19 protein-coding genes are annotated in these 17671 nt (G+C 65.8%); all 19 read left to right on the forward strand.

All coding sequences use genetic code 11. The annotated features are described in order from the left end of the window. The first annotated feature begins 42 nt into the window (after positions 1-42). The 19 genes from efp (at position 43) to ACX40P_RS07490 (ending at position 17666) form a co-directional block, all read left to right on the forward strand. Entirely contained in the window at positions 43-606 is a 564-nt protein-coding gene (gene efp / locus ACX40P_RS07400) for an elongation factor P (protein WP_459125676.1), read from the forward strand. Positions 607-824: 218 nt separating this feature from the next. Next, positions 825-1625, forward strand: coding sequence for an inositol monophosphatase family protein (locus ACX40P_RS07405; RefSeq protein WP_459125677.1), 801 nt, complete (start codon positions 825-827; stop codon positions 1623-1625). A 254-nt stretch (positions 1626-1879) separates the two neighbouring features. Beyond that, positions 1880-2254 (forward strand): NADH-quinone oxidoreductase subunit A, encoded by a 375-nt coding sequence (locus ACX40P_RS07410; RefSeq protein WP_459125678.1) that lies wholly within the window; start codon positions 1880-1882, stop codon positions 2252-2254. Continuing rightward, positions 2245-2787 (forward strand): NuoB/complex I 20 kDa subunit family protein, encoded by a 543-nt coding sequence (locus ACX40P_RS07415; RefSeq protein WP_459125679.1) that lies wholly within the window; start codon positions 2245-2247, stop codon positions 2785-2787. Before ACX40P_RS07410 ends, ACX40P_RS07415 begins: the two co-directional genes overlap by 10 nt. Before the next feature lie 10 nt (positions 2788-2797). Next, a complete protein-coding gene (locus tag ACX40P_RS07420) occupies positions 2798-3646 on the forward strand; it encodes an NADH-quinone oxidoreductase subunit C (RefSeq protein WP_459125680.1) in 849 nt (282 codons plus the stop codon). A 108-nt stretch (positions 3647-3754) separates the two neighbouring features. Continuing rightward, positions 3755-4990 carry an NADH-quinone oxidoreductase subunit D gene (locus ACX40P_RS07425; RefSeq protein WP_459125681.1) on the forward strand — a complete coding sequence of 412 codons (1236 nt, stop codon included), beginning with the start codon at positions 3755-3757 and terminating at the stop codon, positions 4988-4990. After that, the gene (locus ACX40P_RS07430) at positions 4990-5664 is read left to right on the forward strand and encodes a complex I 24 kDa subunit family protein (RefSeq protein ID WP_459125682.1); all 675 of its coding nucleotides are present in this window, start codon (positions 4990-4992) and stop codon (positions 5662-5664) included. Before ACX40P_RS07425 ends, ACX40P_RS07430 begins: the two co-directional genes overlap by 1 nt. Continuing rightward, positions 5661-5825 (forward strand): hypothetical protein, encoded by a 165-nt coding sequence (locus ACX40P_RS07435; RefSeq protein ID WP_459125683.1) that lies wholly within the window; start codon positions 5661-5663, stop codon positions 5823-5825. Before ACX40P_RS07430 ends, ACX40P_RS07435 begins: the two co-directional genes overlap by 4 nt. After that, positions 5822-7129 (forward strand): NADH-quinone oxidoreductase subunit NuoF, encoded by a 1308-nt coding sequence (gene nuoF, locus ACX40P_RS07440; protein ID WP_459125684.1) that lies wholly within the window; start codon positions 5822-5824, stop codon positions 7127-7129. The genes ACX40P_RS07435 and nuoF overlap by 4 nt, the downstream gene beginning before the upstream one ends. Further along, positions 7126-7344 (forward strand): hypothetical protein, encoded by a 219-nt coding sequence (locus tag ACX40P_RS07445; protein ID WP_459125685.1) that lies wholly within the window; start codon positions 7126-7128, stop codon positions 7342-7344. The genes nuoF and ACX40P_RS07445 overlap by 4 nt, the downstream gene beginning before the upstream one ends. After that, complete coding sequence (gene nuoG, locus ACX40P_RS07450; protein ID WP_459125686.1) at positions 7337-9367, forward strand: NADH-quinone oxidoreductase subunit NuoG; 2031 nt, start codon at positions 7337-7339, stop codon at positions 9365-9367. The genes ACX40P_RS07445 and nuoG overlap by 8 nt, the downstream gene beginning before the upstream one ends. Next, positions 9364-10416: an NADH-quinone oxidoreductase subunit NuoH gene (gene nuoH, locus ACX40P_RS07455; RefSeq protein ID WP_459125687.1), complete on the forward strand. Its 1053-nt coding sequence runs from the start codon at positions 9364-9366 to the stop codon at positions 10414-10416. The genes nuoG and nuoH overlap by 4 nt, the downstream gene beginning before the upstream one ends. Continuing rightward, on the forward strand, positions 10413-10898 hold the full coding sequence (gene nuoI / locus ACX40P_RS07460; RefSeq protein ID WP_459125688.1) for an NADH-quinone oxidoreductase subunit NuoI: 486 nt from the start codon (positions 10413-10415) through the stop codon (positions 10896-10898). Before nuoH ends, nuoI begins: the two co-directional genes overlap by 4 nt. A 45-nt stretch (positions 10899-10943) precedes the next feature. Beyond that, positions 10944-11558, forward strand: a complete 615-nt coding sequence (locus ACX40P_RS07465) for an NADH-quinone oxidoreductase subunit J (protein WP_459125689.1) — start codon at positions 10944-10946, stop codon at positions 11556-11558. Next, positions 11555-11860, forward strand: coding sequence for an NADH-quinone oxidoreductase subunit NuoK (nuoK, locus tag ACX40P_RS07470; protein ID WP_459125690.1), 306 nt, complete (start codon positions 11555-11557; stop codon positions 11858-11860). Before ACX40P_RS07465 ends, nuoK begins: the two co-directional genes overlap by 4 nt. Position 11861: 1 nt before the next feature. Next, entirely contained in the window at positions 11862-13967 is a 2106-nt protein-coding gene (nuoL, locus tag ACX40P_RS07475; protein WP_459125691.1) for an NADH-quinone oxidoreductase subunit L, read from the forward strand. Beyond that, complete coding sequence (locus tag ACX40P_RS07480) at positions 13964-15523, forward strand: NADH-quinone oxidoreductase subunit M (protein ID WP_459125692.1); 1560 nt, start codon at positions 13964-13966, stop codon at positions 15521-15523. Before nuoL ends, ACX40P_RS07480 begins: the two co-directional genes overlap by 4 nt. Beyond that, positions 15520-16968, forward strand: a complete 1449-nt coding sequence (gene nuoN / locus ACX40P_RS07485; protein WP_459126032.1) for an NADH-quinone oxidoreductase subunit NuoN — start codon at positions 15520-15522, stop codon at positions 16966-16968. Before ACX40P_RS07480 ends, nuoN begins: the two co-directional genes overlap by 4 nt. Next, the gene (locus tag ACX40P_RS07490; RefSeq protein WP_459126033.1) at positions 16968-17666 is read left to right on the forward strand and encodes a biotin--[acetyl-CoA-carboxylase] ligase; all 699 of its coding nucleotides are present in this window, start codon (positions 16968-16970) and stop codon (positions 17664-17666) included. Before nuoN ends, ACX40P_RS07490 begins: the two co-directional genes overlap by 1 nt. The last annotated feature ends 5 nt before the right edge of the window (positions 17667-17671 follow it).

The raw sequence follows: 17671 nt of genomic DNA on the forward strand, positions 1-17671 counted from the left end.
TGACCGGCCGCGCCCACGCTCTTTCACTCAGGCAGGCATTTCATGAAGATCAGCGGCGTCGACATCCGTCCGGGCAACATCATCGAGTATGAGAACGGCATCTGGCGCGCGGTGAAGATTCAGCACACCCAGCCGGGCAAGGGTGGCGCTTACATGCAGGTCGAGTTGAAGAACCTGCGCGACGGCCGCAAGAACAACGTCCGCTTCCGCTCCGCCGAGAGCGTCGAGCGCGTGCGTCTCGATACCAAGGATTTCCAGTTCCTGTTCGCCGACGGCGACAATCTGGTCTTCATGGACAAGCTGACCTACGACCAGACCACGCTGCCGCGCGACCTGCTCGGCGACGCTGCCGCCTTTCTGCAGGACGGCATGGACGTCGTGATGGAGCTGTACGACGAGGAAGCGATCAGCGTTCAGCTGCCCGACACGATCGAGGCGACGATCGTCGAGGCCGACGCCGTCGTGAAGGGGCAGACCGCCTCGTCCAGCTATAAGCCAGCGATGCTCGACAACGGCGTCCGCGTGATGGTCCCGCCGCATATCGGCGCGGGCACGCGGATCGTGGTGGATGTGTATGAGCAGACCTATGTGAAGCGTGCCGACTAAGACGGGTTCGCGAATGCTAATCCGCATCGTCGGCCGCTCGGCCGGCGGGCATAGCCCGTCCGACGACGCGGGCTTCGCCCGCGGCGCGTGACAAGATCGCTCCCCTCCCTGGACAAGGGAGGGGCAGGGGGTGGGTCGGCCGGAGGCTTGTCCGGAACCTAGCCCCATACCGACCCACCCCCGACCCCTCCCTTGTCCAGGGAGGGGGGAGTTATCTTATGGTTTCCCACTCCGGCCTCATCACCGTCATGGACCGCGCTGTGCGCAAGGCGGCGCCGCGCCTGCGCCGCGATTTCGGCGAGGTGCAGAACCTGCAGGTCAGCCGCAAGGGGCCGGCCGACTTCGTCTCGATGGCCGACAAGCGCGCCGAGGAGACGATCGTCGCCGAGCTGCGCAACGCGCGGCCCGACTGGGGTCTGCTGGTCGAGGAAGCGGGTGAGATCCCCGGCGATCCGACCAAGCCGCGCTGGATCGTCGATCCGCTCGACGGCACCACCAACTTCCTTCACGGCATCCCGCACTTCGCGATCTCGATCGCGGTGGACGATCCGATGACCGGCATCACCCACGGCATGATCTATCAGCCGGTGACCGACGAGGCGTTCTGGGCGGAGAAGGGGCGGGGCGCCTGGGTACAGGGCAACCGCCTGCGCGTGTCGTCGCGCCGCGACCTCGCCGACTGCATCATCGCGACCGGCATCCCCTTCCTTGGCCACGGCGACTTCACCCAGTGGAGCCGCATCTTCGGCGCGGTCGCGCCCGAAGTCGCCGGCATTCGCCGCTTCGGCTCGGCCGCGCTCGACCTCGCCTGGGTCGCGGCGGGGCGGTTCGACGCGTTCTGGGAAAGCGGGCTGAAGCCATGGGACGTCGCGGCCGGCTGGCTGCTGGTGAAGGAAGCCGGCGGTTTCGTCACCGACTATCGCGGGTCGGATAGCGCGCTGGCCAAGGGCGAGGTGCTCGCCGCCAACGACCAGCTCCATTCGCGCCTTCACAAGCTGGTCGCGACCTCACTGCGGTAACTCCCTCTCCCGGCGGGAGAGGGAAGGGGCCCGCGCCGCAGGCGTGGGAAGGGTGAGGACAGGGGGTTGGCGCGCGGCCATCCCCTCATCCAACCTGCGCTAGCGAGCAAGCTCGCAAGCTGCGGTATCCTTCTCCCTCTGGAGAAGGTTTGAAAGCAATTTGAGAATCATTCTCACATCCTCAAACCCTTGCCCCTCGGGAACCCCCGGCCTAAAGCCCGCGTCATCCTTTTGTTCGCATCTGCGAGAGCGCTTTGGTCGATCTGTCGCACTATCTGCCGATCCTGATGTTCCTCGGGATCGCACTCGTCCTCTCGACGGCGTTCGTCGTCCTGCCGATGGTCGTCGCGCGCCTGACGGGCGCGCACAAGCCGACGCCGGAGAAGCTGACCGAATATGAATGCGGCTTCCCCGCGTTTGAGGATTCGCGCAGCCAGTTCGATGTCCGTTTCTACCTCGTCGCCATCCTGTTCATCATCTTCGATCTCGAAGCCGCCTTCATCTATCCGTGGGCGGTGACGGTGTTCGATCTGGGCTGGGTCGCCTGGACGTCGATGATGGTCTTCATCGCCGAGCTCGCGCTCGGCCTCGTCTACGCATGGAAGAAGGGAACACTCGATTGGGAGTAGAGCTCACCCAGACGCCTCCGGCCGCGGGTACGCTTCCGGATCAGGGTTTCTTCAACGACCTGAACGGCGAGTTGAACGACAAGGGTTTCCTGGTCACCTCGACCGAGGACCTGTTCCAGTGGGCGCGCACCGGATCGTTGTGGTGGATGACGTTCGGCCTCGCCTGCTGCGCGGTCGAGATGATCCACGTCAACATGCCGCGCTACGACCTCGAACGCTTCGGCGCCGCGCCGCGCGCGTCCCCGCGTCAGTCGGACGTGATGATCGTCGCGGGCACGCTGTGCAACAAGATGGCCCCGGCGCTGCGCCGCGTCTACGACCAGATGTCGGAGCCGAAATACGTCATCTCGATGGGCAGCTGCGCCAACGGCGGTGGCTATTACCATTATAGTTACAGCGTCGTGCGCGGGTGCGACCGGATCGTACCGGTCGACATCTACGTGCCCGGCTGTCCGCCGACCGCGGAGGCTCTGCTCTACGGCATCATGCAGTTGCAGCGGAAGATCCGCCGCAGCGGGACGATTGAGCGATGAGGGGCTCACGATGAAGGCTCCTGCACCCCGCTATACGCCCGACCTGAACGGCGCGACGATCGACGCTGCAACCGCCGCGCTGGGCGCGATGCTGGTCGAGGCGACCGATACGGTGGGCGAGGCGTCGCTGACCGTCGACCGCGCGTCGCTGGTGCCGGCGATGATGCTCTTACGCGATACGCCCGGTCTCGAATATCAGCAGCTGATGGAGATCGCCGGCGTCGACTATCTGTCGCGGCCGGAGCGGTTCGACGTCGTCTACTGCCTGCTCTCGCTGACCCGCAACCATCGCATCCGCGTGCGCGTCACCACCGACGAGGTGCAGCCGGTGCCGTCCGTCACCGGCATCTGGCCGGTCGCCGGCTGGCTGGAGCGTGAAGTCTACGACATGTACGGCGTGCTCTTCTCGGGCAATCCCGACCTGCGCCGCATCCTGACCGACTATGGCTTTCGCGGCCATCCGCAGCGCAAGGACTTCCCGCTCTCGGGCTTCGTCGAGCTGCGCTATTCGGAAGAGGCGAAGCGCGTCGTGTACCAGCCGGTGCAGCTGGCGCAGGACTTCCGCAACTTCGACTTCATGAGCCCGTGGGAGGGCGCGCAGTACGTGCTGCCGGGCGACGAAAAGGCCGCCGGGACGCCCGACGGCGCGCTGCCGCAGGCCAAGGGTGCGCCGTCGCCGGTGACCGCGGATCAGGTCGTGAAGGCCGATGCCGTGAACAAGGTCGAGGCCGACGTCGACAAGCCCAAAACGACCGAGGACCGGTCGCAGACGGGCGCGGGCACGGCTTCGCCCGATGCGGCGCCCAAGCCCGCCGATCCCGACGTCGTGCCCACCGAGGGCAAGGGGCAGAACCAATGACTTTCACCCCGTTCATCCTGAGCTTGTCGAAGGATTGTCCTTCTTCAACTCACCTCGACAAGAACGGGCAGGGCTTCGACAAGCTCAGCCCGAACGGGTGCGTGTGCAATGGCTGATGTAATCGAGCAGATGGAAGGCGTCCGCGACGCCGCCGATCCCACCGCGGGCGACGTCGAGATCCAGAACTACACGATCAACTTCGGCCCTCAGCACCCGGCTGCGCACGGCGTGCTGCGTCTGGTCATGGAGCTGGACGGCGAGATCATCGAACGGATCGATCCCCATGTCGGCCTGCTCCACCGCGGCACCGAGAAGCTCATCGAGCACAAGACGTATCAGCAGGCGCTGCCGTACTTCGATCGCCTCGATTACTGTTCGCCGCTGTGCATGGAGCACAGCTATGTGCTGGCGGTCGAGAAGCTGCTCGACCTCGAGGTGCCGCTGCGCGCGCAATATCTGCGCGTGTTCTTCGCCGAGCTGACCCGCATCTCGAACCACATGCTCAATCTGGGCAGCCATGTGATGGACGTCGGCGCGATGACGCCGAACCTGTGGATGTTCGAGATCCGCGAAGACTGCATGAACTTTTTCGAGCGTGTCTCGGGCGCCCGCATGCATTCGAACTATTTCCGCGTCGGCGGGGTGCATCAGGATGCGCCGCTCAAGCTGCTCGCCGACATCGGCGACTGGCTCGACACGCGCCTGCCGCGCCTGTTCGAGGATGCGATCAGCCTCGTCGCCGAAAACCGCATCTTCAAGCAGCGCAACGTCGACATCGCCGTGGTCAGCCGCGACGATGCGGTGAAGTGGGGCTTCTCCGGCCCGATGATCCGCGGCTCGGGCATCGCCTGGGACCTGCGCAAGTCGCAGCCCTATGACGTCTACGACCGGATGGAATTCGACGTGCCGGTCGGGACGCGCGGCGATTGCTACGACCGGTTCATGGTCCGGGTCGAGGAAGTGCGCCAGTCCGCGCGCATCATGAAGCAGTGCCTGGCCGAGATGCCCGAAGGCCCGATCATGACGTCTGATCGCAAGGTCGGCCCGCCCAAGCGCGCCGAGATGAAGCGTTCGATGGAAGCGCTCATCCATCACTTCAAGCTCTATACCGAGGGCTTCCACGTCCCCGCGGGGGAAGTGTACGTCGCGACCGAAAGCCCCAAGGGCGAGTTCGGCGTCTATCTAGTCAGCGACGGCACCAACAAACCCTATCGCTGCAAGATCCGCCCGACCGCGTTCAGCCACCTCCAGGCGATGGACTTCATGTGCAAGGGCCACATGCTGGCCGACACGACGGCCGTGCTCGGCGCGATCGATGTTGTTTTTGGGGAATGTGACCGCTGATGGCTGACGCACCCAACATCCCCGACGAAGCTGAAACCCGCGCACGCTGGGGCGGTTTCGCCTGGACGGATGACAATCAGAAGAAGCGCAACGAGATCCTCGGGCGCTATCCTACCGGACGCGAGCAGTCCGGCTCGATCCCGCTGCTCGACCTGGCCCAGCGTCAGGTTGGCGCGGAGACGGGCACGCAGGGCTGGCTGCCCGTGCCGGTCATCGAATTCGTCGCACGCGAGATCGGCGTGCCGTACATGCGCGTGTACGAGGTCGCGACCTTCTACACGATGTTCAACCTCGCGCCCGTCGGGAAGTACCATGTGCAGGTCTGCGGCACGACGCCGTGCATGCTGCGCGGGTCGGACGACGTGATGGCGGCGTGCAAGAACCACGGCCTCATCAAGGGTCGGACGACGCCGGACGGCCTGTTCACGCTGACCGAGGTCGAGTGCATGGGCAATTGCGCCTCGGCGCCGATGGTCCAGATCAACGACGACAATTTCGAGGATCTCGACTACGACCGCACCACCGCGATCCTGGAAGCCTTGGCGGCGGGCGGCAGCCCGAAGCCCGGTACGCAGGAGCCGGGCCGCCACACCGTCGAGCCGCTCGGCGGCCCGACCTCGCTGACCGCGATGGTGGGCGAGAACCACGATTACCGCCCGGAGTGGTCGGCATGAGCAAGAACACCCTCGTCACCATCCTCGCGATCATCGGCGCGATCGTCGTCGCCGGCTGGGTGCTGAAGCTTTCGTTCAAGCTGCTCGGCGTGTTGATCGGCGCGGGCCTAGTCATCGCCATCCTTGCAGGTGGGCAGAAGCTGCTGGGGAGCGGCAAGTGAGCCTTACCGACAAGGACCGCATCTTCACCAACCTCTACGGCTATCAGCCGTGGAACATCGACGCTGCGATGCAGCGCGGCGACTGGGACGATACGAGGGCGCTGCTGGCGCTCGGTCAGGATACGATCATCGATCGGATCAAGGCGTCGGGCCTGCGCGGTCGCGGCGGCGCGGGCTTCCCGACCGGCATGAAGTGGAGCTTCATGCCCAAGGAACCGCGCCCCGACCGGCCGAGCTTCCTCGTCATCAACGCCGACGAATCCGAGCCCGGCTCGTGCAAGGACCGTGAGATCATCCGTCACGATCCGCACAAGCTGATCGAGGGCGCGCTGGTCGCCGGCTTCGCGATGCGTGCGCGGGCCGCCTATATCTACATCCGCGGCGAATATATCCGTGAGGCCGAGGTGCTGTTCGCGGCGATCGCCGAGGCGTACGACCGCGGCTTCCTCGGCAAGAACGCCTGCGGGTCGGGCTACGACTTCGACGTCTTCGCGCACCGCGGCGCCGGCGCTTACATCTGCGGCGAAGAAACCGCGATGCTGGAGAGCCTTGAGGGCAAGAAGGGCCAGCCGCGCCTGAAGCCGCCGTTCCCGGCCGGTGCTGGCCTCTACGGCTGCCCGACGACGGTCAACAACGTCGAATCGATCGCGGTCGCCCCGACCATCCTGCGCCGTAGCCCGGAATGGTTCGCGAGCTTCGGCGCCGAGGGCAACAAGGGCACGAAGCTCTTCCAGATCTCGGGCCATGTGAACACGCCCTGCGTGGTCGAGGAGGCGATGAGCATCCCGTTCCGCGAACTGATCGAAAAGCACTGCGGCGGGATCCGCGGCGGGTGGGACAATCTGCTCGCGGTCATCCCGGGCGGTTCGTCGGTGCCGCTGGTGCCGGCGGCGCAGATCATGGACGCGCCGATGGACTTCGACGGGCTGAAGGCGGTCGGATCGGGCCTCGGCACCGCGGCGGTCATCGTGATGGACAAGTCCACCGACATCGTCCGCGCGATCAGCCGCCTGTCCTATTTCTACAAGCACGAGAGCTGCGGCCAGTGCACCCCGTGCCGCGAAGGCACCGGCTGGATGTGGCGCGTGATGGAGCGGATGCGCACCGGTGATGCCGACATCAGCGAGATCGACACGCTGCACCAGGTGACCAAGCAGGTCGAGGGCCACACCATCTGCGCGCTAGGCGACGCGGCGGCGTGGCCGATCCAGGGTCTCATCAAGCACTTCCGTCCCGAAATGGAGCGGCGGATCATCGAGCGGCAGGGCGGCTCGCTCGCCCCGATGCAGGAGGCGGCGGAATGAGGCGCTTCAGCATCCTGCTGCTGGAAGTCGCCTTGCTGTTGTCGGCGATCCTCGCGGTCATGTATCTCGTTCGGGTCATCGCCTCTTGGTTCCTGCCCCTTGACTGGTACTGGGGCGGCGCACTTGTGGCTGTCGGGGCAGCACCCTTGATCGCACTTGCGTTGCGTTTGCTCGACAAGCATCCCGTTTCTTCGGAAGTCACGACCCATGCCTAAACTCAAAGTCGACGGGATCGAGGTCGAGGTCGCCGCCGGAGCCACCGTGCTCCAGGCGTGCGAGGCCGCCGGCAAGGAGATTCCGCGCTTCTGCTATCACGAGCGGCTCAGCATCGCCGGCAATTGCCGGATGTGCCTGGTCGAGGTGAAGCCCGGCCCGCCGAAGCCGCAGGCGTCGTGCGCGCTGCCGGCGGCGGACAATCAGGAGATCCGCACCGACAGCGCGATGGTGAAGGCCGCGCGCGAGGGCGTGATGGAGTTCCTGCTCATCAACCACCCGCTCGACTGCCCGATCTGCGATCAGGGCGGCGAATGCGACCTGCAGGACCAGTCGATGGCCTATGGTCGCGGCCATTCGCGCTACACTGAAAACAAGCGCGCGGTGACCGAGAAATATATGGGGCCGATCGTGAAGACGGTGATGACGCGGTGCATCCAGTGCACCCGCTGCATCCGCTTCGCCGAGGAGGTCGCCGGGGTCGAGGATATCGGCGCGATCTATCGCGGCGAGGCGATGCAGATCACCTCCTACCTCGAAAACGCCGTCCAGTCCGAACTGTCGGGCAACGTGGTCGACCTCTGCCCGGTCGGCGCATTGACGTCCAAGCCCTATGCGTTCGAAGCGCGGCCGTGGGAGCTCAAGAAGACGCTCGCCATCGACGTGATGGATGCGGTCGGCACCAACATCCGCCTCGACAGTCGCGGGCGTCAGGTGCTGCGCGCGCTGCCGCGGATCAACGAGGATGTGAACGAGGAGTGGGCGCACGACAAGACGCGCCACGCCGTCGACGGTCTCGTCCGTCGTCGCCTCGACCGTCCCTATGTGCGGCGTGACGGCAAGCTCGTCGCGGTCAGCTGGAACGAGGCGTTCGACGCGATCGCCACGGTGGCGCGCGATGCGGGGTCGAGCGTCGCTGCCGTGCATGGCGACATGGTCGATTGCGAGACGATCTTCGCGACGAAATCGCTGCTGGCCGCGCTCGGCTCCGACCTCCACGAGGGGCGACAGACCGGCGCGAAGTACGACACCTCCAGCCTCGCCGCGGTCAACTTCAACTCGACGATCGCCGGCGTCGAGCGGGCGGACGCGATCCTGCTCGTCGGCACCAACGTCCGCTGGGAAGCGGCGCTGGTCAACACGCGTATCCGGAAGTCCGTGAAACGCGGCGCGAAGGTCTTCGCGATCGGTGCGGAAACCGACCTGACCTACAAGGTCGAATGGCTCGGCAACGACCTGTCGCTGCTCGGCAATCTGCCCGCGGCGGTCACGGACGCTTTCAAGGGCGCCGATAGGCCGATGGTCATCGTCGGCGGCGCGCCGCTGAACGTAGCGCAAGGCGCGACGCTCGGCCTGATCGAGACGCTCGGCCTCGTGAAAGATGCCGCTTCGACCGGCTCAGGACAGGGCTGGAACGGGTATAACGTTCTGCACTTCTCGGCGTCGCGGATGGGCAGCCTGATGCTCGGCTTCACCCGCCCGGGCGGCGTCGCCGACCTGATCGATGCGAAGCCCAAGCTCGTGTTCTTCATGGGCGCGGATGAGGTGAACCATGCCGCGTTCGAGGGCGCGTTCAAGGTCTTCGTCGGCCATCACGGCGACGCCGGCGCGCATCATGCCGACGTGATCCTGCCGGGTGCGGCCTACACCGAGAAGGCCGGCACCTACGTCAACATCGAGGGCCGGGTGCAGCGCGGCGAGCGTGCGGTGTTCCCGCCGGGCGATGCGCGCGAGGACTGGGCGATCCTGCGCGCGCTGTCGGAGCGCATCGGTACGACCCTGCCGTTCGACAGCTTCGAGGAACTGCGTGCCAAGATGTACGCCGCCGTCCCCGCGCTGGCCGAGAAAGGGCTCGCGCGCTTCGACTGGTCGGTGCCGTCGCTGTCGAGTGATGCGTCGGGCGAAGTCGGCTATCCGATCAAGGATTTCTACCTGACCAACGCGATCTGCCGCGCATCGCCGACGATGCAGCGCTGTTCGGCCGAACTGGTGCATGGCGAAGACTTCGCGGAGGCTGCGGAATGACCGCCTGGTTCCAGTCCTGGGGCATGCCGTACGAGGCGGCGTGGACCGTCGCGAAGCTGGTCGGCATCCTCGTCATCGCGCTGCCGCTGATGCTGGCGGTCGCGATGATCATCTACGCTGATCGCAAGATCTGGGCGGCGATGGCGCTGCGGCGCGGCCCGAACGTCGTGGGGCCGTTCGGCCTGCTGCAGTCGTTCGCCGATGGCCTGAAGGTCTTCCTGCAGGAAACCATCGTGCCGTCGTCGGCCAATCGCGGGCTGTTCCTGCTGGCGCCGATCATCACCTTCACGACCGCGCTGATCGTTTGGGCGGTGGTGCCGTTCTCGGCGGGCGCGGTGGTGGCAGACATCAATGTCGGCCTGCTGTACGTGCTCGCCGCGTCGAGCCTAGGTGTCTACGGCATCATCATCGCCGGCTGGGCGTCGAACTCGAAGTATCCGTTCTTCTCGGCACTGCGCGCCGCCGCGCAGATGGTGTCGTACGAAGTCGCGATCGGCTTCATCCTGATCTCGGTCGTGCTGTGGGCAGGCAGCTTCAACCTGTCGGCGATCGTCATCGCGCAGACGGGGCACGTCTTCGGCCTGCTCAATGGCTTCGGCTTCAACCCGCTCCTGTTCCCGATGGCGGTCGTCTTCCTCATTTCGTCGATGGCGGAGACGCAGCGCGCGCCGTTCGACCTGACCGAGGCGGAGAGCGAGCTCGTCGCCGGTTATCAGACCGAATACAGCTCGATGAGCTTTGCGCTGTTCTGGCTCGGCGAATACGCCAACGTCATCCTGATGTGCGCGCTGAACGCCATTCTGTTCTGGGGCGGCTGGCTGCCCCCGATCGACTGGGCGCCGCTCTACTACGTGCCCGGCATCATCTGGCTCTTCATCAAGATCCTGACGTTCTTCTTTATCTTCAGCTGGGTGAAGGCGACCGTCCCGCGCTATCGCTACGACCAGCTGATGCGGCTGGGGTGGAAGGTGTTCCTGCCGCTGTCGCTGTTTTTCGTCTTCCTGATCTCAGGCTATCTGATGATCCAACGTGTGGGATCGCCGCTATGAGCCTCGCCCAGGTCGTCCGGTCGTTCACCTTGTGGGAGTTCGTGAAGGCTCACGCGCTGACCTTGAGCTATTTCTTCAAGCCCAAGGCGACGATCAACTATCCTTTCGAAAAGAACCCGATCTCGCCCCGCTTCCGCGGCGAGCATGCCCTGCGCCGCTATCCGAGCGGCGAGGAGCGGTGCATCGCGTGCAAGCTGTGCGAGGCGGTGTGCCCGGCACTGGCCATCACGATCGAGGCCGAGCCGCGCGAGGACGGCAGCCGCCGCACCACGCGCTATGACATCGACATGACCAAGTGCATCTACTGCGGTCTGTGCGCGGAAGCGTGCCCGGTGGATGCGATCGTCGAGGGGCCGAACTTCGAATTCGCGACCGAAACGCGCGAGGAGCTGATCTACGACAAGGCCAAGCTGCTCGAAAACGGCGACCGCTGGGAACGCACGATCGCGGCGAACCTTGCCGCCGATGCGCCGTACCGGTAAGCGCGCCATGATTTTCGTTTCAACGGTGGCAGGGGGCCACCCGGCATGATCCAGGCCATCGCCTTCTACCTGTTCGCAGGCGTCGTCATCCTGTCCGCAGGGCTGACGATCTCGTCGCGCAACCCGGTCCATTCGGTCCTGTGGCTGATCCTAGCGTTCTTTAACGCGGCGGGGCTGATGGTGCTGTGCGGCGCCGAGTTCATCGCGATGCTGCTCGTCATCGTCTATGTCGGCGCGGTCGCGGTGCTGTTCCTGTTCGTCGTCATGATGCTCGACATCGACTTCGCCGAACTGCGCGCGGGCTTCGTTCGCTATGTGCCACTCGGCATTGCGCTGGCGCTGGGTCTTGCCGCGGAGGTGGTGGTCGGCTTCTTTGGCTATACCGCGGGCGGTGTCGAACTCGCTGCGAAGGCCGCGCCGGTGCAGGCCGACGTTCCCAATATTGAGGCGGTCGGACGGCTGCTCTACACCCGCTACCTTTTCGTATTCGAAGGCGCCGGCCTCGTCCTGCTGGTCGCGATGATCGGCGCGATCGTGCTGACGCACCGCGAGCGTGGCGGCGTCAAGAAGCAGTCGATCCATCGCCAGATCAACCGCCGGTCGAAGGATGCGGTGCGCAACGTGAAGGATGTGCCGGTGGGGCAGGGGGTCGAACTGTGATTGGGTTGACCCATTATCTGGTCGTCGCGGCGATCCTGTTCGGGCTGGGCGTGTTCGGCCTGATCGCGAACCGCAAGAACCTGATCCTCATCCTGATGGCGATCGAACTGATCCTGCTGGCGGTGAACATCAACCTCGTCGCCTTCTCCGCCTATCTCGGCGATCTGGTCGGGCAGGTGTTCGCGATGTTCGTGCTGACCGTCGCCGCCGGCGAGGCCGCGATCGGTCTTGCCATCCTCGTCATCTATTTCCGCGGCCGCGCGACCATCGCGGTCGACGACGTCAACCGGATGAAGGGCTGACATGATCGCTCTCATCGTCTTCCTGCCGCTGCTGGCGGCTGTCCTCGCCGGTTTGTCCAACCGTGCGTTCGGCATCGCGTTGCCGAAGCTGGTAACGACCGGCGCGTTGTTCGTGTCGGCGGCGCTGTCGTGGCCGATCTTCCTCGGCTTCATGTTCGGCGAACAGACCGCGCACGTCGTCCCCGTGCTCAACTGGGTCACGTCGGGCAGCATGGTGTTCGACTGGGCGCTGCGCGTCGACAGCCTGACCGCGGTGATGCTCGTCGTCATCACCAGCGTCTCCGCGCTCGTCCACCTCTATAGCTGGGGGTATATGAGCGAGGACCCGGATCAGCCGCGCTTCTTCGCCTATCTGTCGCTGTTCACCTTCGCGATGCTGATGCTGGTGACGGCGGACAACCTCGTCCAGATGTTCTTCGGCTGGGAAGGCGTGGGCCTCGCCTCCTACCTGCTCATCGGTTTCTGGTTCCGCAAGCCCAGCGCCAACGCCGCCGCGATCAAGGCGTTCGTCGTCAACCGCGTCGGCGATCTCGGCTTCATGCTCGGCATCTTCGGCACCTATCTCGTCTTCGACACCGTCTCGATCCCCGCGATCCTCCAAGCCGCACCCGGCATGGCCGGCAGCACGATCGGCTTCCTCGGCCACCGCTTCGATACGATGACGGTGCTGTGCCTGCTGCTGTTCGTCGGCGCGATGGGCAAGTCGGCGCAGCTTGGACTGCACACCTGGCTGCCTGACGCGATGGAGGGTCCGACCCCGGTGTCGGCGCTGATCCATGCCGCGACGATGGTCACCGCCGGCGTGTTCATGGTGTGTCGCCTGTCGCCGATGTTCGAAACGTCGCCGACCGCGCTCGGCTTCATCACCTTCATCGGCGCCGCGACCTGCCTGTTCGCCGCGACGGTCGGCACGGTGCAGACCGATATCAAGCGCGTCATCGCCTATTCGACCTGCTCGCAGCTCGGCTACATGTTCTTCGCGGCCGGCGTGGGGGCGTATGGCGCGGCGATGTTCCACCTGTTCACGCACGCGTTCTTCAAGGCTTTGCTGTTCCTCGGTGCCGGCTCGGTCATCCATGCGATGCATCACGAGCAGGACATGCGGTTCTACGGTGGCCTCAGGAAGCACATCCCGGTCACCTTTTGGGCGATGATGATGGGCACGCTCGCCATCACCGGCGTCGGCGTCTACTGGATCCACGCGGGCTTCGCGGGCTTCCATTCGAAGGACGCGATTCTGGAGGCGGCCTTCGCGAAGGGTGGCACAAGCCAGCTTGCCTTCTACGTCGGCGTGTTCGCTGCGTTGCTGACCAGCTTCTATTCGTGGCGCCTGATGTTCCTGACCTTCTGGGGCAAACCGCGGTGGATCAACAGCGAGCATATCCAGCACGCGGTGCACGATGCGCACGGTCATGACGAGCATGCGCACGACACCCACGGCGATGTCGCCGCGCATGCCCATCATGGCGAGGCGGCGCAGGAAGACGCCGGCCACGCACCGCGCGCCCATGCGCCGGGCGCGCACGATGTCGGCGATGGCACCGGCGGCTATCATCCGCACGAAAGCCCGTGGGCGATGCGCCTGCCGCTCATCATCCTGTCGGTCGGCGCGGTGTTCGCGGGCTTCGCGTTCAACCACTGGTTCATCCAGCCGGAAGCGAACGCGGCGTTCTGGAACGGCTCGATCGCTTTCGACGAGCATCTGATGCACGCGATGCACGAGGTGCCGTTGCTGGTGAAGCTGTCGGCAACGATCGTGATGCTGCTCGGCTTGTTGATCGCCTACCTCGCCTACATCCGTTCACCGGAATTCCCCGCCAGGTTCGCCAGCATGTTCAGCGTGCTGTACGATTTCCTGCTGCACAAATGGTATTTCGACGAGTTGTATCATGCGATCTTCGTGCGTCCGGCATTCGCCATCGGCCGCTTCTTCTGGAAGAAGGGTGACGAGGGAACGATCGACCGGTTCGGCCCGAATGGTTCGGCAGCCCTCGTCAGGTTCGGCAGCGGTATCGCGGGCCGGATTCAGACCGGATATCTCTACACCTATGCCTTCGTCATGCTGCTCGGCCTGACCGCGGCCGTCACCTGGGCGATCACGCGATGACCGGTTTCCCGATTCTGTCCGTCATGCTGGCGGTGCCGCTGGTGGCGGCGCTTGCCTGCCTGTTCGTCGATGCGAAGACCGCGCGCTGGCTGGCGCTGGGGGCGACCCTGGTCGATCTGGCGCTCGGCATCGCGCTGTGGGCCAGCTTCGATGTCGCCGGGGCCGCGCCGCAGTGGCAGTTCGTCGAGTATCTGCCGCTGTTCGGCCGGTTCAGCTGGGCGCTCGGCATCGACGGCTTCGCGCTGATGCTCATCATGCTCAGCGTCTTCCTGATGCCGATCTGCATCGGCGCGTCGTGGGAGGCGATCACCGATCGCGTTCCCGAATATATGGCGGCCTTCCTGCTGACCGAGGTGCTGATGATCGGCACGTTCGCGGCGCAGGACCTGCTGCTGTTCTACGTGTTCTTCGAAGCCGGCCTGATCCCGATGTACCTCATCATCGGCATCTGGGGCGGGGCGAACCGCATCTACGCGTCGTACAAGTTCTTCCTCTACACGCTGCTCGGCTCGATCGTGATGCTGATCGCGATGCTGTGGATGTCGACGACGGCGGGGACGACGTACATTCCGACGCTGATGGCATACGATTTCCCGGTCGGCGCGCAATACTGGCTGTTCCTCGCGTTCTTCGCGTCGTTCGCGGTCAAGATGCCGATGTGGCCGGTCCACACCTGGCTGCCCGATGCGCACGTGCAGGCGCCGACCGCGGGGTCGGTGATCCTGGCGGGCGTGCTGCTGAAGCTCGGCGGCTACGGCTTCCTGCGGTTCTCGCTGCCGATGTTTCCGGAAGCGTCGGCGGGGCTCGTCTGGCTGATTCTCGGCCTGTCGGCGGTGGCGGTGGTCTACACCAGCCTCGTCGCGCTGGTGCAGTCCGACATGAAGAAGCTGATCGCCTATTCATCGGTCGCGCACATGGCGATCGTGACGATCGGCCTGTTCGCCTTCAACCGGCAGGGGATCGAGGGCGCGATGGTCGTCATGCTCTCGCACGGGCTCGTCTCGGCGGCGCTCTTCCTGTGCGTCGGCGTGATCTACGACCGGCTGCACACGCGTGAGATCAGCCGTTACGGCGGGCTCAGCATCAACATGCCGCGCTACGCCATCTTCTTCCTGCTGTTCACGATGGCCTCGATCGGCCTGCCGGGCACATCGGGCTTCGTCGGCGAGTTCCTGAGCCTTGCCGGCACCTATCAGGTGTCGACGTGGATCACGCTGGTCTGCACGACCGGCATCATCCTCGGCGCCGCGTACATGCTCTATCTCTACCGCCGCTTGGCGTTCGGAGAGATCGTGCACGACGACGTCCGCGCGATGAAGGACGTGAGCCCGCGCGAGATCGCGCTGCTCGCGCCGATCGCCGCGGTGGTGCTGTGGATGGGCGTCTATCCGGAAAGCTTCCTGCGTCCGATGCGTGCCGACGTCGCCACCTTGCTCGACCGGCTCGACCGGGCGAAGCCCGCCGGGGATTCGCGCCCGACCGCCGGCAACCCGGCTGCGGCCGCGGCTGCCGGCCATCATGAAACCACGCCCGCCGCGCATGGGGGCGCGCACTGATGGATACCAAGGACTTCCTGCTGATCCTGCCCGAACTGGTGCTGACGATCGGCGCGCTGGTGCTGATGCTCGTCGCCGCCTGGGGCGGACAGTCGTCGTCGCACGCGGTGGGCTGGGCGGCGGTCGCGGTGCTGGCGGGCGCGGCGATCAGCCTCGCCGGGCCGGCGACCTCGGGTGCCGATGCGTTCGGCGGTCTCTATCGCGCCGATGCGTTCGCCGGGTTCGCCAAGGCGCTGATCTACGGTGCCACCGCCGTGTCGATCATCGTCGCGCCGGGGTTCTTCGAACGCACCAGCGGTGACGACCTGCGTCCCGAATATCCGGTGCTGATGCTGCTCAGCGCGGTCGGCATGGGGATCATGGTGTCGGCGGGCGACATGCTGTCGCTCTACGTCGGCCTCGAACTTCAGAGTCTGGCCGCCTATGTGCTGGCGAGCTTCATGCGCCGCGACACGCGCTCCGCCGAAGCCGGTCTGAAGTATTTCGTGCTCGGCGCGCTGGCCAGCGGCATCCTGCTCTACGGCATCAGCCTCGTCTACGGCTTCTCGGGCTCGACCGATTTCGCGACGATTTCCACGGCCTATGCCGGCGCGCGCAGCACGGGCCTGACGGTCGGGCTGGTGTTCGTTTTCGCCGGGCTCGCGTTCAAGATTTCGGCGGTGCCGTTCCACATGTGGACGCCCGACGTGTACGAAGGCGCGCCGACCCCGGTCACCACCTTCTTCGCTTCCGCGCCGAAGGTCGCCGCGGTCGCGCTATCGGTTCGCGTCGCGATCGAGGCGATGGGCCCGGCGACCGCCGACTGGCGACAGATCGTCATCTTCGCCAGCCTCGCCTCGATCTTCTTCGGTGCGGTCGCCGCGATCGGCCAGACCAACATCAAGCGGCTGCTGGCCTATTCGTCGATCAACAACATCGGCTTCGCGCTGATGGGGCTGGGGGCCGGCACAGCCGAGGGCGCGGCGGCGGTGCTCAGCTACATGAGCGTCTATGTCGTCATGACGCTCGGCAGCTTCCTCGTCGTGCTGCAGATGCGCGGCACCAACGGCCAGCCGATCGAGACGATCGCCAGCCTGTCCGGGCTTTCGCGCACGCGGCCGGCGCTGGCGGCGGCGCTCGCCATCTTCATGTTCTCGCTCGCCGGCATCCCGCCGCTGCTCGGCTTCTGGCCGAAGCTGTCGGTGTTCTGGGCGGCGACCGATGCCGGCCTGTTCGGCTTTGCGGTCGCCGGCGCGATCGGATCGGTGGTCGGCGCCTACTATTATCTGAAGATCATCAAGACGATGTACTTCGATGCGCCGGCGCATGAGATCGCCAGAGGCGGCGGCAACGGCGTGGAATATGCGCTGATCGCGATTGCGGCGGTGTTCGTGTCGCCGCTCGGCTATCTGCTCATCAAGCCGATGGCGCCGATGACGGCGGCGGCGGCGGGCGCGCTGTTCTGATCGAGATCGTCTCCGTCGCCACGACGGTATCGACCAATGCCGACGTGCTGGCGCTGGCGACACGCGGCGCGGCGGAGGGGCTGTGGCTGCGCGCCGGCGTCCAGACCGCGGGGCGCGGCCGGCAGGGACGGACATGGGTATCGCCGCCCGGCAACCTTTACGTCACCACGCTCGTCCGCCTGCGCGCCGCCGACCCGCCCGCGGCCACGCTGGCGCTGGTCGCCGCGATCGCATTGCAGGAAGCGGTCGCGCTGTTCGGCGTCAGTCCTCACATCAAATGGCCCAACGACCTGCTGGTCGCCGGCGCCAAGCTGTCGGGCATTCTGCTGGAGCGGCAGGGCGATGCCATCGCGATCGGCTTCGGCGTCAACGTCGCCCACCATCCCACGCTGCCGGACCGACCCGCCACCAGCCTCGCCCGGCACGGCGCCGCGGTCGAGCCCCATATCCTCGCCGAAACGCTCGCCGAGGTGTTCGCCCGCTGGCTCGAGCGCTGGCGTGGCGAGGGCGTGGCTCCGGTCCGCCGCCGCTGGCAGGACCTCGCCCATCCCCCCGGCACCGCGCTCAGCGTACGCACCGCCGACGGCGGGGCGATCGACGGGCTCTATGTCGCGCTCGACGACGACGGCGCGCTCATCCTCCGCTTGGCCGACGGCACCGCGCGTGTCATCCATGCGGGCGACGTCTTCCTGATCTGAAAGGC

Source organism: Sphingomonas sp. RS2018 (genome assembly GCF_054489605.1).

What these genes read in the sequence shown, in the direction of transcription:
- efp (WP_459125676.1), top strand. Translation starts at nt 43, where the DNA reads ATGAAGATCAGCGGCGTCGACATCCGTCCGGGCAACATCATCGAGTAT.
- ACX40P_RS07405 (WP_459125677.1), top strand. Translation starts at nt 825, where the DNA reads ATGGTTTCCCACTCCGGCCTCATCACCGTCATGGACCGCGCTGTGCGC.
- ACX40P_RS07420 (WP_459125680.1), top strand. Translation starts at nt 2,798, where the DNA reads ATGAAGGCTCCTGCACCCCGCTATACGCCCGACCTGAACGGCGCGACG.
- ACX40P_RS07425 (WP_459125681.1), top strand. Translation starts at nt 3,755, where the DNA reads ATGGCTGATGTAATCGAGCAGATGGAAGGCGTCCGCGACGCCGCCGAT.
- ACX40P_RS07430 (WP_459125682.1), top strand. Translation starts at nt 4,990, where the DNA reads ATGGCTGACGCACCCAACATCCCCGACGAAGCTGAAACCCGCGCACGC.
- ACX40P_RS07435 (WP_459125683.1), top strand. Translation starts at nt 5,661, where the DNA reads ATGAGCAAGAACACCCTCGTCACCATCCTCGCGATCATCGGCGCGATC.
- ACX40P_RS07445 (WP_459125685.1), top strand. Translation starts at nt 7,126, where the DNA reads ATGAGGCGCTTCAGCATCCTGCTGCTGGAAGTCGCCTTGCTGTTGTCG.
- nuoG (WP_459125686.1), top strand. Translation starts at nt 7,337, where the DNA reads ATGCCTAAACTCAAAGTCGACGGGATCGAGGTCGAGGTCGCCGCCGGA.
- nuoH (WP_459125687.1), top strand. Translation starts at nt 9,364, where the DNA reads ATGACCGCCTGGTTCCAGTCCTGGGGCATGCCGTACGAGGCGGCGTGG.
- nuoI (WP_459125688.1), top strand. Translation starts at nt 10,413, where the DNA reads ATGAGCCTCGCCCAGGTCGTCCGGTCGTTCACCTTGTGGGAGTTCGTG.
- ACX40P_RS07465 (WP_459125689.1), top strand. Translation starts at nt 10,944, where the DNA reads ATGATCCAGGCCATCGCCTTCTACCTGTTCGCAGGCGTCGTCATCCTG.
- nuoL (WP_459125691.1), top strand. Translation starts at nt 11,862, where the DNA reads ATGATCGCTCTCATCGTCTTCCTGCCGCTGCTGGCGGCTGTCCTCGCC.
- ACX40P_RS07480 (WP_459125692.1), top strand. Translation starts at nt 13,964, where the DNA reads ATGACCGGTTTCCCGATTCTGTCCGTCATGCTGGCGGTGCCGCTGGTG.